Annotated in this window: 10 protein-coding genes and 1 tRNA gene; 5 read left to right on the forward strand and 6 right to left on the reverse strand. The window is 64.7% G+C overall.

What is annotated here, in order from left to right; translation table 11 throughout:
• Positions 1 to 8: 8 nt before the first annotated feature.
• Positions 9 to 902, reverse strand: coding sequence for a c-type cytochrome (locus AWB67_RS20400; RefSeq protein WP_087658047.1), 894 nt, complete (start codon positions 900 to 902; stop codon positions 9 to 11).
• A gap of 293 nt (positions 903 to 1195) precedes the next feature.
• Between AWB67_RS20400 and AWB67_RS20405 the strand changes: the two genes are divergently transcribed.
• Positions 1196 to 1271: transfer RNA gene (locus AWB67_RS20405), tRNA-Arg, on the forward strand.
• Positions 1272 to 1864: 593 nt separating this feature from the next.
• Here AWB67_RS20405 and AWB67_RS20410 read toward each other — a convergent pair.
• The gene (locus tag AWB67_RS20410; RefSeq protein WP_087658048.1) at positions 1865 to 2854 is read right to left on the reverse strand and encodes an aromatic ring-hydroxylating dioxygenase subunit alpha; all 990 of its coding nucleotides are present in this window, start codon (positions 2852 to 2854) and stop codon (positions 1865 to 1867) included.
• A 235-nt stretch (positions 2855 to 3089) separates the two neighbouring features.
• On the opposite strand from AWB67_RS20410, the gene AWB67_RS20415 reads away from it, so the two are divergent.
• A complete protein-coding gene (locus tag AWB67_RS20415; RefSeq protein ID WP_087658049.1) occupies positions 3090 to 4175 on the forward strand; it encodes a GGDEF domain-containing protein in 1086 nt (361 codons plus the stop codon).
• A gap of 20 nt (positions 4176 to 4195) precedes the next feature.
• Here AWB67_RS20415 and AWB67_RS20420 read toward each other — a convergent pair whose 3' ends face one another.
• The 3 genes from AWB67_RS20420 to flhF are packed head-to-tail and all read right to left on the reverse strand — an operon-like array spanning position 4196 to position 7581.
• On the reverse strand, positions 4196 to 4927 hold the full coding sequence (locus AWB67_RS20420; RefSeq protein WP_087658050.1) for an RNA polymerase sigma factor FliA: 732 nt from the start codon (positions 4925 to 4927) through the stop codon (positions 4196 to 4198).
• A gap of 19 nt (positions 4928 to 4946) precedes the next feature.
• Complete coding sequence (locus AWB67_RS20425) at positions 4947 to 5873, reverse strand: MinD/ParA family ATP-binding protein (protein ID WP_125477627.1); 927 nt, start codon at positions 5871 to 5873, stop codon at positions 4947 to 4949.
• Complete coding sequence (gene flhF, locus AWB67_RS20430) at positions 5866 to 7581, reverse strand: flagellar biosynthesis GTPase FlhF (RefSeq protein ID WP_087658051.1); 1716 nt, start codon at positions 7579 to 7581, stop codon at positions 5866 to 5868. Before flhF ends, AWB67_RS20425 begins: the two co-directional genes overlap by 8 nt.
• A 470-nt stretch (positions 7582 to 8051) precedes the next feature.
• Here flhF and AWB67_RS20435 point away from each other — a divergent pair, with 470 nt between their 5' ends.
• The 3 genes from AWB67_RS20435 (at position 8052) to AWB67_RS20445 (ending at position 10674) form a co-directional block, all read left to right on the forward strand.
• Positions 8052 to 9752 carry a thiamine pyrophosphate-binding protein gene (locus AWB67_RS20435; RefSeq protein ID WP_087658052.1) on the forward strand — a complete coding sequence of 567 codons (1701 nt, stop codon included), beginning with the start codon at positions 8052 to 8054 and terminating at the stop codon, positions 9750 to 9752.
• Between the two features lie 78 nt (positions 9753 to 9830).
• Entirely contained in the window at positions 9831 to 10094 is a 264-nt protein-coding gene (locus tag AWB67_RS20440; RefSeq protein WP_087658053.1) for a PepSY domain-containing protein, read from the forward strand.
• 22 nt (positions 10095 to 10116) lie between these two features.
• Complete coding sequence (locus AWB67_RS20445; protein WP_087658054.1) at positions 10117 to 10674, forward strand: cytochrome b/b6 domain-containing protein; 558 nt, start codon at positions 10117 to 10119, stop codon at positions 10672 to 10674.
• Between the two features lie 18 nt (positions 10675 to 10692).
• Here the strand turns inward: AWB67_RS20445 and AWB67_RS20450 are convergent, their stop codons facing one another.
• The gene (locus tag AWB67_RS20450) at positions 10693 to 11841 is read right to left on the reverse strand and encodes a branched-chain amino acid ABC transporter substrate-binding protein (protein WP_087658055.1); all 1149 of its coding nucleotides are present in this window, start codon (positions 11839 to 11841) and stop codon (positions 10693 to 10695) included.
• Positions 11842 to 11862: the final 21 nt, after the last annotated feature.

The following is an 11862-nucleotide window of genomic DNA, read 5'->3' on the forward strand; positions in this document are numbered from 1 at the left end:
CGATCCGCCTACTTCGCCGCGCTGACCATATAGTCGACCGCGGCTTTCACATCGGCGTCGGACGCATTCGATCCGCCCTTCGGCGGCATCGCGCCCTTGCCCTTCAGCGCGTAGCCGTAGACGGTGTCCATCGGTTCCTTCAGGCGCTCAGCCCAGGCGGCCTTGTCGCCAAACTTGGGCGCGTTCAGCACGCCCGCCGCGTGGCACGCCTGACACACCTGCGTGTAGAGCGCTTTGCCCGCCTGGGATGCATCCGCGCTCTGCGCGCCCGCCTCCGGTGCCGCGGCCGTCTGCGGTACGGAAGCCAGTGCGGCGACGGCGGCCGCGGCTTGCGAATCGCCCTGCGCACCCGAAGCGGGCGCTGCAGGAGCCGCCGCCGTAGCCGCCGCCGCTCCCGGCGCAGGTTGCTTGGGCTCTTCGAGCTTGCCGCCGCTGCCGTTCGCCATATAGACGATCGCCCGGCCGATCTCGAAGTCGCTGTAATCGTCGGGACTCGTGCCGCCGCGCGCCGGCATCGCGCCCTTGCCGTTCAGCGCGTTGTGCAGCAGCGCGTCATAGCCCTCGGCGATGCGTGGCGCCCAACTGCCGGCATCGCCGAATTTCGGGGCGCCTGCCGTGCCCGCCGCGTGGCAGGTCGAGCAGACGGCCTTGTAGACGGCTTCGCCCGTCTTGAAGACGCGCGGCGCGTTGGCATCGCGGATATCGACTTGTGCGACGGGCGCGATGCGCGCCGCGACGGATGCATCGGAGAACAGGTCGGTGCCCGCGCCGGTGCGTGTCGTGTTGTTCACGTACACCGCGAGCAGAATGATGATGACGATGGGGACGGCAAACCCGGCGATGACCGCTGCGATGAGCTGGCCGGGCGTTTTGATCAGGGCTCCGTGGGGTGCTTCACTCATGCTTGTCTCGTCTCCCGTTTTATGTGTGAGTCGTTCAGCGACAGCGTGACAGCAACGGCAACTTCCGTACAGCACGGACGATTATAGACGGAACGCTTAACGGACGGCGCGCGCCGCCCAGTGCGGGTGAGGCGCGTTTACCCGCATCGCGGCGGGCTGTTCGAGGGCGTCGGAAAGGGCTGTCCAGCCCCGTCCGATGGACGGATCGAGCGAAAACAGGTATCCTCTCGGACTCGCATGGGCGCTGCTCCAGGCTTCTTTCACGCTGGTTTGGCGGTGCCTTCGCTTCAAATGCGCCCGTAGCTCAATGGATAGAGTACTGCCCTCCGAAGGCAGGGGTTGCTGGTTCGATCCCAGCCGGGCGCACCAAAGTTAAGCCTTATGATCCGTCGGTTATCGGTCGGTCGGTTTCCTTAATCGTCGTCAATCATCTACAGAGACTTGTTGTCCTGTCTATCCGCCCGCAAGGTGATTGACGGGCATTTCTGTTGGACGACGCCCCTGCATGTGAAAGGTAGACTGTTAAACCATCGATAGGATCAAAACGTCACCCCCTGCTCGCTCCCTTATTGAGGGTTTCGACGACGCTCAAACAGTAAGCATCAATGCGACCCAGCCCTCTGCGAAGTTTGCACGGTTGGGTTTTCTCGTTTAGGGATACTAGAAGTAGAGAAGAAATGCCGATGCCGTACACGAAACCGCACCTGCCCTATGACGCTCAACTTGCATTGCTTAGAGAAAGCGGCCTGCGTATCGACGACGAGCAACACGCAATGTCGCCTCGATAAGCTTGGATACTACCGTCTAAGCGGTTATCTCTATCCGTTTCGCGTCTTGTGCTAAACGACGGTGATGCGAACCCACCAAAGCGAGACTCACGATTCATCGAGGGTTCAACGCCTTTCAAGCCGCCCTCACCACCATCGACTTCAACGGCAACAAACTCTCGCAAGACTAAAGCCTCAAACCCCCAGCGAAGTCCCATACCCAAACCCCATCCCCGCCAGCCACCTCCGATAAGCCACCGACATCCGATCGCACCGCTGATGCAGCTCCGCCGCCGGATCCAGGGGCAAATACTTCGGATATTGCGACTCCACGATCGGCGTGTCCTGCATCAATATCTCCATATTGAAGTCGTAAAGCTCCTGATCCGAGTGCGCAGTCTCATCCTCGTGCACCGACACGAGCCACGCCCGCGTCTGCTCCCCGCTCACCGGCGACGCGGCCAGCATGATATGTAGCGCGCCCTGCCCACCCGCCGCCATCTTGGTGAGACTCGCGATCAACGGCCGCTTCACCCGATACGCATACTCGATCAATGCCCCGCCGCCCTGCCCCGGCAAGCCCGCCGGCTGCCAGAACCGGCACTGCCGCGCGACGAGCCCGTCGTTCGTCTCCGATACCTCGTAATCCGGCACCTCCGCGAACGAGTGCTCGCCGAGAATTCCCGTGTGCACGAACGGAAAGTGCGCCATATCGAGAAAATTCTCAACGACGCGCGGGGCCGACGAACGCACGTCCTGCGGCGCGAGATTGATCGTGCGCGCGCCGGCCGTCGCGTATTCGGGGAAGAAATCGAGCGCATACGCCGGCTCGCCGAGACATACCCACACCACGCCGTACTTCTCCTCCGCGAGATAGGTCTTCGTACAAGCGCGCTTCGACGGGCGGATCGACGGATTCGACGGAATGTGGAGACACTGCCCTTCGATGTCGTAGCGCCATCCGTGGTACGGACACGTGATCTGGTCGCCCGCGACCGTCCCGAGGGACAGTTGCGCGCCACGGTGCGGACAGTAGTCGCGCCATAGATGTGCCGTGCCCGCCGTATCGCGCCACACGACGAGCCGCTCGTCCGCGACGACGAATGCGTACGCGTGATCGGCGAGCACGTCGGCGCTGTTGCAGACGGGGAGCCATTCGCTGAAAAGCTGGGAATCGTTTCGCATGAACGCCTGAAAAGCCTGTAAGAACCTCGCACGTTACGTCCCGAAAGCTTTACAGCGCAAGCGTCCGGCCGATAACAAATCCGTCCCGCTCCACACGAGACAGCAAACACAGTAGCGTCTCAAAAAAATGCAGAATATCGCTTCGTCCGATGAGCGCATTTAATAGCCATCGAGCAGCCATCGGCATCAAAACAAAAGGCCAAGACCCAGACCAAGGGGAGCCAGTAAGGAGCAGGTGCAAGAACCCGCGCGCCAGGGGTATGCGTTCGCATGGTCGGCGCATCGGAATCCCGAGCACGAGCAGGCGACTTTGCGCGTCTGGATGGGTGCGATGGTGCTCGTCGCGTACCTTGCGTACGCGTGGTTTCATCCGACGCACGATTCGGCGGAAATGGTGATCTTCGTCGCCGTGTACGTCGCCTACGGGGCCGCGAGCCTGATCGCCGTGCGGACGATGGCCGGCCCGTCGCGCGTGCGGCTCGTGATCACGACCATCTCGGATCAGGCGCTCGTCGCGGTCGGGATCGCGATCGGCGGGGCGCTCGGCCTGCCGCTGCTGTGGGTCGTGTTCTGGTTTCTGATCGGATCGGGCTGCCGTTACGGCAAGACGACGCTCGCCGTCTCATGCGCGACGGCGCTAATCGCGATCGCCGCGCTCGCAGGCTGGCAGCCGTGGTGGCAAGCGAATCGCCCGGCGGCGCTGGGAGTGGCGCTGTCGGTGCTGGGGGCGTCGGTGTATTTGAGCGTGCTCGTCGACCGGCTCGGCAACGCGAACCGCGATCTCGCGCGCCAGGCATCGACCGATCCGCTCACCGGCCTGTCGAACCGTTACGCACTGGAACAGACCGTCGGCCGGGCGATGTCGGCGATTTCCGCCGATGCAGCCGACATGTCCGCGCTGCTCCTGATCGATCTCGACGGCTTCAAGGAAGTGAACGATACCTACGGCCACGCGACCGGCGACCTCCTGCTGCAAGGCTTCGCCGCGCTTCTCACGCGCCGCATGCGCAAGACGGACACGGTCGCGCGCCTGGGCGGCGACGAATTCATCGTGCTCGCGCGTAACGTGCTGGACCGCGCGGCCGTGCTGGCCGTCGCGGACAGCATCCATGCGATGCTCGCCACGCTGACGTCGGTCGAGGACCGCACGGTGCGCGTGTCGGCGAGTGTCGGCGCGTGCATGATCTACGGCGGCATCGGGGCGCAGCATCGCGACGTCGCGACGCTCATGCGCGCCGCCGACCGCGCGATGTATCGCGCGAAGACGCTCGGCCAGGGGCAAACCGTCTTCGCCGATGGCGGCGACTTCGAAACAGGCTGAAACAGACTAAACGCGCTGTCTCAAGCTTCCACGCTCGACCACGATTGCTCGCGCAACTTCGCGCGCAGCCGGGCGACAGCCTGGCTGTGCAGCTGGCAGACCCGCGATTCGCTCACTTCCATCACCGCGCCGATTTCGCGCAGGTTCAGGCCGCGTTCGTAATAGAGGCCCATCAGCAGCTTTTCGCGTTCCGGCAGCTTGTCGATGGCTTCGATCAGCGCCGATCGCAGGCTGCCGTCGAGCAGCGCCGAGAGCGGGTCCGAGCGGTCGACGCAATAGCGGTCGAGGAACGGCTCGTCGTCGGCGGAGCGGTCGAAGTCTTCGTAATAGATGAGCTGGCTGCCGTGCAGGTCCTGCAGCATCGTCTGGTATTCGTCGAGCGGCATCTTCAGGTGGTCGGCGACTTCCTGCTCGCTCGCCGACCGGCCGAGGTTCTGCTCGACCTTGTGCACCGCCGATTCCACCTCGCGCGACGTCTTGCGCATGCTGCGCGGGAGCCAGTCGTTGGCACGCAGCTCGTCGAGCATCGCGCCGCGAATCCGCTGGCTCGCGTAGGTTTCGAACTGCGCGCCCTGGTCTTCCTTGTAGCGGTTCGCGGCGTCCATCAGACCGATCATGCCGGCCTGGATCAGGTCGTCGAGATCGACGCTCGCCGGCATCTTGGCGACGAGCTGAAGGCCGAGCCGGCGCACGAGCGGCGCATACCGCGTGAGCACTTCGGATTGCGAGAGCTTGCCTTGGGCGTTGTACATCGTGTTCCCCTTTCCTATGTCACATCGAGGCCGAGCTGCTCAATTCATGAGCAGCCGGAGCCCCGGCGCGGCGTGCGGCGGTCGATCCGCCGGTCGCGCCCGTCATTGCTTGCAGTGCTGCCGATCCGTCCGTCAGCTCTCTTGAATTCGCGCGTGAAACCTGCGCCGGCCGCATCGGCCAGTGCAGCAATTCGGCGGCGATCTGCCGGTAATCGCGCGAGGCTGCCGTCGCCGGAAACGCTTCCACCGCACAGCGCGCCAGTTCCCGCGCCCGACCGACTCGCGCATCCTCCGCGACGCAGCCCGCCTGCGTGAGCGCCACAGCGAGATACCGGCTCGCGACGCCCGACAGGTTGTCGAACGCGACGGCGGCATCGGCTGCGTTCTGCACATGGTTCACCAGGACGCGAAACTGTCCGATGGCGTGCGCGTAGTGCAGGCGCTTGATGCAGGCGTAAGCCTCGGTGATCGCCGCGGCAGCCGCCCGCGTGACGATCAGGAAATCGTTCGCCTGCGCCGCGAGCGACGACAGCGCGCCGTTGCGATCGAGCTGTGCATCGATCAGGACGATGTCCGCCGGGCCGTCGAGCAGCGCGCGGCAATGGGCGGCGTCCTGGCTGATGCGTTCGTCGCGGGGTGCTGCGAGCAGCGAAAACCCGAGCGACGTGCGCGTCACCGCGTCCTGCAAAAAGCGCTTGCCGGAGATCACCGAGGCGAGCGCGCCGGTATCGTCGTGGCCGAGCATCCTGCTGATCGAGCCGCCGTTCTGCCGCTCGTCGATCACGAGCACGTCCTTCCCCTGAATCGCCAGCGCCGCGCCGAGGTTCGCTACCGCCGACGTGCACCCTATGCCGGCGGGCGCCCCCGTCACCGCGACCACGCGCGAACCGGCGCGCGTCAGGAGCCGTCTCAGGCCTTCCGCCTGATCGAGCACGAACTTATCCAAAGTGAACCTCATGCAGTTCGGTGGAAGCACGCGCGGAAAGCGCGGAGAGCAGTGCCGGCACTTCTTCGTCCTGCGGCACGAACGGCGATCCGTCGCGCGGAATGCAGAACGCGCTCTTGATCAGGAAACGCTTGGTGGCGACGTACAGGTTTTCCGGCACCTTCTGACCCGTCGAGACGTAATGCACGGGCAGCTTGTAGCGGATCACGGTGTCGAGCACGCCGCCGAGATTGGTGGCTTCGTCGAGCTTCGTCAGGATGCAGCCCGCGAGCGGCGGCTGGTCCGGCGTGCTCTGGTACGCCTGCACGACTTCGTTCAGCGTGTCGCCGTGGCTCGTCGCGTTCAGCAGCAACAGGCGCTGAACCGGATGACCGGCGCCGCAGAGCATCGCGATCTGGTCGGAGACCATGCGGTCGCGCTGGCTCATGCCGATCGTGTCGATCAGGACGATGTGTTTGTTGCGCAGTTCGGAAAGCGCGAGTTGCAGGTCGGCGCCGTCTTTAACCGCGTGCACCGAGACGCCGAGGATCTTGCCGAAGATGCGCAGTTGCTCGTGCGCGCCGATCCGGTAGCTGTCGGTCGTGAGGAGCGCCACCTTGCTCGCGCCGAAGCGCATCACGCAGCGCGCGGCGAGCTTGGCGGTGGTCGTCGTCTTGCCGACGCCCGTCGGGCCCATCAGCGCGAACACGCCGCCGCGCTCCATCAGTGCTTCTTCGCTATCCATCACGGGGAGATTCGATTCGAGCACTTGCTGAACCCATTCCAGCGCGGCTTCGACGTGCTCCATCTCCGGCATGTTGTCGATGACCATGCGTACCAGTTGCGCCGAGAAACCGGCGGCGAAGAGGCGCTTGGTCAACGCGGCGTTGGTCGGGCTGCGGCGCTGGCGGTCGCCCCACAGGAGGCCGGCGAAGTGCTCTTCCATCATCCCGCGCATCGACGAGAGTTCGTTCATCACCGTATCGTTGACGACCTGCTCCATACGGGCGCGGATCGCTTCCGTGACGGCGGCCGCCGCGCTGGCCGGCAGGCCGGCGAAGGCGCCTTCGGGCGTCGCTGCGGGTTGCGGCATCGGCGCGGGGGCGATTTTCTGCGCAGCGCGGCGTGCGGCGAGTTGTGCGGCTTCGCGTGCCCAGTCGGGTGTGTCGATCTTCGGTTGCTGCGGTTGCTGTTGCGCTTGCGCTTGTTCTGTCCTTTCCACCGGCTGTACCGTGACCGGTGCACCGAGGCCGCGTGCGATGGCGGCGGCGGGCGTCAGGATGCGGTTGGCCGGAGCCGGAGCCGGCGCGGCGGCTTGTTGAGCCACTCGGCGCGCATGCTCGATCAGCCACGGATTCGATTCGGCCATCGTGCGCGGCGCTTCTTCGACTGCCGCACGACGCTTCGGCGCGGGTTCGCGCTGCGCTTCGGCGAAGTCTTCGTCGTCGTCCGCTTCCGGGTTCGAGCCGAACACCGACGAGAAGACGTCGCCGCTGGCGTAGGGGTTCATCGGCGTGGCGATGGCTTTTGCTTGCGGTGCCAGCGGCGCGCTGCTTTCTTCAGCCGACGGCGAGATGCTCGCCAGATCGCTGTCGGCGACGCTGACGATTTCCACCGTGCCGTCTTCCAGCGTGCGATTCGACAGAACGACCGCATCGGGGCCAAGGGCTTCACGGACCTGACGCAGCGCGTCGCGGCTTGTGGCGCCTACGAATTTACGAATGTTCAAGCTTGCCCCCGATGAGGTTTGATTACTTCAATCTTTGCGTTTGAGCCGCTCGTCTGATGCCGCAGCCCGTTTTCCATTGAAGCCATTATTCCGAATCTCACCGGGTGACTATCTGGCGATAAGGGGCGAGAAAGAGGGGTAATTCGGGTGATGGGGTCGGCGGGGCTTTCCGGCGAGGGGCGGACGGGCGTTCGGTTTGGAATGGGGTTGGAGGTTGCCTCGGCGTTCGGAGGCCGCGGCGCTTGAGCAGGTTGCCTTGGCGGCTGCGGGCGGTTTCGCTTCAGGCGGCGTTCGAGACGTTTCGGCTGGCGCACGGTCCCCATCTCCTTTCAAGCCGCCCCGGCGATCGCCCGGTTCAGGCGGCGCCGCTGACACGCCCGCCTCTGGCTCCGCACCGCCCGGACAGCGTAAGCTGTCAGCTCCCATCCTAAAAATCGCCCCGCGCGAACCATTCACGGAGACTTCACCGCATGGCGTCCGCTGTCGTTTCTTCCGATTCCCCGCAAACCACCGGCGCGCGACTCGTTGTCGATGCGCTGATCACGCACGGCGTCGAGCGCGTCTTTTGCGTGCCCGGCGAGAGCTTTCTCGCCGTCCTCGATTCGCTGCACGACGAAACCAGCCAGATCCACACGATCGTCTGCCGTCACGAGGCGGGCGCCGCCAACATGGCCGAGGCGGTCGGCAAGCTGACGGGCCGTCCGGGCGTCGCGATCGTCACGCGCGGGCCGGGCGCGACGCACGCGTCGATCGGCGTACACACCGCCTTCCAGGATTCGACGCCGATGATCCTGCTGATCGGGCAGTGCGCACGCGAACACATGGACCGCGAGGCGTTCCAGGAAATCGACTATCGGCGGATGTTCGGGCAGATGGCGAAGTGGGTCGCGCAAATCGACGATCCGCGCCGCGTGCCGGAATACATGAGCCACGCATTTCACGTCGCGACCTCGGGGCGGCCCGGCCCGGTCGTGCTCGCGCTGCCCGAGGACATGCTGAGCGAAGCCTGCGACGCCGTGCCGGGCGCGCCGCGCTATCAGCGCGTGGCGGCGGCGCCCGCGCCGGCGCAGATCGAACGGCTCCGGACGATGCTCGCCGAAGCGCAACGGCCGTTCGTGATCGCGGGCGGAAGTGGCTGGACCGAAGCCGCGACGCAGGATTTCGCGCGTTTCGCCGAGCAATGGCAGTTGCCGGTCGGCTGCGCGTTCCGCTTTCAGGACACGCTGAACAACGAGCATCCGAACTACGCGGGCGATGTCGGCCTCGGGATCAATCCGGCGCTCGCCGCGCGCATCCGCGATGCCGATTTGCTCCTCGTGATCGGCCCGCGCCTCGGCGAATCGACCACAGGCGGCTACACGCTCCTCGATATCCCGAAGACGAAGCAGACGCTGATCCACGTCCATCAGGGCGCGGAGGAGCTGGGCCGCGTCTATTCCGCCGATCTGCCGATCGTCTCGGGCATGCCGGAAATCGCGTCGGCGCTCGCCGCGCTCGTGCCGCCCCTGACGATCAACTGGTCAGGCGCCGCTGCCACCGCGCACGAGGCGTATGTCGAATGGCGCAAGCCGAAACCCATGCTCGGCGACGTGCAACTCGGCGAAATCATGCGCCAGTTGAGCGAGCGCCTGCCGCCCGACTCGATCATCACCAACGGCGCGGGCAACTACGCGACCTGGCTGCATCGGCACTATTCGTACCGGCATTTCCGCTCGCAGGTCGCCCCGACGAGCGGGGCGATGGGCTACGGCGTGCCCGCGGCGATCGCGGCGAAATCGCTGCATCCGGAGCGCACGGTCGTGGCGTTCGCGGGCGACGGCTGTTTCATGATGTCGAGCCAGGAACTCGCGACGGCCATGCAATATGCGTTGCCGGTGATTTTTGTCGTCGTGAACAACGCGCAGTACGGGACGATCCGCATGCATCAGGAGCGGCATTACCCAAATCGCGTGCACGGCACGGGGCTCACGAATCCCGACTTCGCCGCGTTCGCGCGCGCGTTCGGCGCGCACGGCGAGCTTGTCGCGACGACCGACGAGTTTCTGCCCGCGTTCGAGCGAGCGGTGGAATCGGGCTTGCCCGCCGTGATCGAGATCAGGATTCCGCAGAACCAGAGCACGCCCGGCGCGACGCTCGATCAGATTCGCGAGCAAGGCCGGAAGCAGGGCTGACCTAAGCTTACGATTCGCTTGCGAACGATTCTCATCGGCAGTAGAGTGTCCGCTCGACAAATATCGAGGAGATGGCCGATGTTCAAGTTCGTGGCATTGCTGGTGGCGGTTGGTTTTTCGGGCGCGGCGTTCGCAAAGGCCGATTGCACGGCACATCCGAAGAGCGAGTGGATCAAGGAGGCAGATGCGCGCGCACAGCTCGAAGCGCAGGGCTACAAGATCAAGAAGTTCAAGGTCGATGGCAACTGCTACGAGATCTACGGCCACAACAAGGAAGGCAAGAAGGTGGAAATCTATTACGACACCAAGACGCTCGCCGTCGTGAAGTCGGAAATCGATTGAATCGACTGAAGGCCGTAAGACGATGCACGAAGGCCGCGTGAAAACCTGGGACCTCTGGGTGCGGCTGACGCACTGGACGGTCGCGGGCATCGTCGCGTGGAATCTGTTCGGCCCGACCGATGCAACGCATCGCGTGCTTGGCTATATCGCAGCGGGGCTCGTCGGGGTGCGCATCGTGTGGGGCTTCGTCGGCACGCGCTACGCGCGCTTCTCGGCGTGGTGGCCGACGCCCGCGCATCTGATCGACTACGTGCGCTCGCTCGCGCGCGGCAAGCCGATGCATCACCTTTCGCATAATCCGCTCGGCGGCTTGATGGCGATCGCGCTGTGGCTGCTGATTCTCGCGCTCGGCGTGAGTGGCTGGCTGATGCGCCTCGACGCCTTCTGGGGTGAAGACTGGCCGCAGGAGCTGCATACGATTCTGTCAATCATGCTGGAACTTTGCGTCTCTGTGCATATCGCGGCGGCGCTCTTGATGAGCGTCTGGACGCGCGAAAACCTGATCGGCGCGATGCTGACCGGCTTCAGGCGGAGCGTCCCTGAAAACAAAAAGGCCCCGCAGAAACGGGGCCCCTCGTAAAACACTCGCAGCAAAAACTTACTTGCCGCCCACGCTTTGCAGCGTCGTCCACTTGCCGCCGACGACCTTGTACAGCGTGATGCCGCCGTTCTTCAGGTCGCCCTTCGAGTCGTACGCCAGCTTCGACGTCGTCACGCCCGGCATTTCGGTCTTCGCGAGGAACGGCAGGTACTTGGCCGGATCGGTCGAGTTCGCCTTCTTCATCGCGTCGAACATAGCCATCGCGCCGTCGTAGGCGTACGGCGAGTACGTTTGCACGTCTTCGTTGAAGCGCTTCTTGTACTTCGCCGCGTAGGTCGCGCCGCCCGGCATCTGGTCCATCGGCAGGCCAGCGAGCGACGCGACGGTGCCGTCGGCTGCGTCACCGGCGATCTTCACGAACGTGTCGGTCTTGACCATTTCGCCCGCCATCAGCGGCGCGCGGAAGCCGAGCGTCTTCATCTGGCGAACCATCGGCGCGGCTTGCGAATCGGCGCCGCCGTAGTACACGAGGTCCGGATTCGACGACTTGATCTTGGTCAGAATCGCCTTGAAGTCGACGGCCTTGTCGTTCGTGAATTCACGCATGACGATCGTGCCGCCCGATGCCTTCGCCGCCTTCTCGAACTGGTCGGCGAGGCCCTGGCCGTAGGCCGTGCGGTCGTCGACGATCGCGATCTTCTTGACCTTCAGGTTCTTCACCGCGAATTCGCCCGCGACCGAACCCTGCTGCGTGTCCGACGTCATCATGCGGAACGTCGTCTTGTAGCCTTGCGTGGTGTATTCGGGCGCCGTCGCCATCGCGATCTCGGGGATGCCGGCGTTCGCGTAGATGCGCGAAGCGGGAATCGTCGTGCCCGAGTTGAAGTGGCCGAGCATACCCTTGATGCCGTCGTCGACGAGCTTCTGCGCGACAGTCGTGCCCGTGCGCGGGTCGGCCTGGTCGTCGGCTGCGTTCAGCACGATGCGAACCGGCTTGCCGCCGATCACCGGCTTCGTCGCGTTGAAATCCTCGACGGCGAGCGTGATGCCGTTCTCGAAGTCCTTGCCGTAGTGGGCCTGGGCGCCCGTCATCGGCGCGGCGAAACCCACCTTCACGTCTTCGACCTGCTCTGCAAATGCGGTCCCCGCGAGCGACAGGCCTGCAACCGCCAAAGCCGCCGCCAGCTTGTTCATCTTGTACGTCATAGCCTTCTCCTAGTACCAGTG

The organism is Caballeronia terrestris, assembly GCF_001544515.1.
Lineage (GTDB): Bacteria > Pseudomonadota > Gammaproteobacteria > Burkholderiales > Burkholderiaceae > Caballeronia > Caballeronia terrestris.

What these genes read in the sequence shown, in the direction of transcription:
- AWB67_RS20400 (WP_087658047.1), bottom strand. Translation starts at nt 902, where the DNA reads ATGAGTGAAGCACCCCACGGAGCCCTGATCAAAACGCCCGGCCAGCTC.
- AWB67_RS20410 (WP_087658048.1), bottom strand. Translation starts at nt 2,854, where the DNA reads ATGCGAAACGATTCCCAGCTTTTCAGCGAATGGCTCCCCGTCTGCAAC.
- AWB67_RS20420 (WP_087658050.1), bottom strand. Translation starts at nt 4,927, where the DNA reads ATGTACAACGCCCAAGGCAAGCTCTCGCAATCCGAAGTGCTCACGCGG.
- AWB67_RS20435 (WP_087658052.1), top strand. Translation starts at nt 8,052, where the DNA reads ATGGCGTCCGCTGTCGTTTCTTCCGATTCCCCGCAAACCACCGGCGCG.
- AWB67_RS20440 (WP_087658053.1), top strand. Translation starts at nt 9,831, where the DNA reads ATGTTCAAGTTCGTGGCATTGCTGGTGGCGGTTGGTTTTTCGGGCGCG.
- AWB67_RS20445 (WP_087658054.1), top strand. Translation starts at nt 10,117, where the DNA reads ATGCACGAAGGCCGCGTGAAAACCTGGGACCTCTGGGTGCGGCTGACG.
- AWB67_RS20450 (WP_087658055.1), bottom strand. Translation starts at nt 11,841, where the DNA reads ATGACGTACAAGATGAACAAGCTGGCGGCGGCTTTGGCGGTTGCAGGC.